Here is a 301-nt window from a genome sequence, read left to right on the forward strand (position 1 = left end):
TTCCCCCTGCCCGGCCGTCCTGGCGCGGTGGCCCCGGGAAGGGCGTCCTGCCAGGCTCGGGCGACGGAGGGACGCCGGCCCGGCGGGACGTCAGGGGGCCGTCTTGCGCAGGGTGATCGCGCGTTGCATCGCCTTGCGGGCGCGCGGGGTGTCCCGGGCGTCGTGGTAGGCGATGGCGAGCCGGAACCAGCTGCGCCAGTCGTCGGGGGCGTCCTCCGTCTCGGCCCTGCGCCGGGCGAAGACCTCGTCGGCCGAGTCGCGGTCGACGCGGCCCCCGCGGACGTCCCCCCGCGCCGGGCCG

Annotated in this window: 1 pseudogene; it reads right to left on the reverse strand. The window is 79.1% G+C overall.

The window, feature by feature from the left end:
• Positions 1-90: 90 nt before the first annotated feature.
• A pseudogene (locus tag AOK18_RS28380) lies at positions 91-301 on the reverse strand (hypothetical protein); the annotation flags it as partial.

It is taken from the genome of Streptomyces prasinopilosus (assembly GCF_001419695.1).
In the GTDB taxonomy this organism is placed as follows: Bacteria; Actinomycetota; Actinomycetes; order Streptomycetales; family Streptomycetaceae; genus Streptomyces; species Streptomyces prasinopilosus.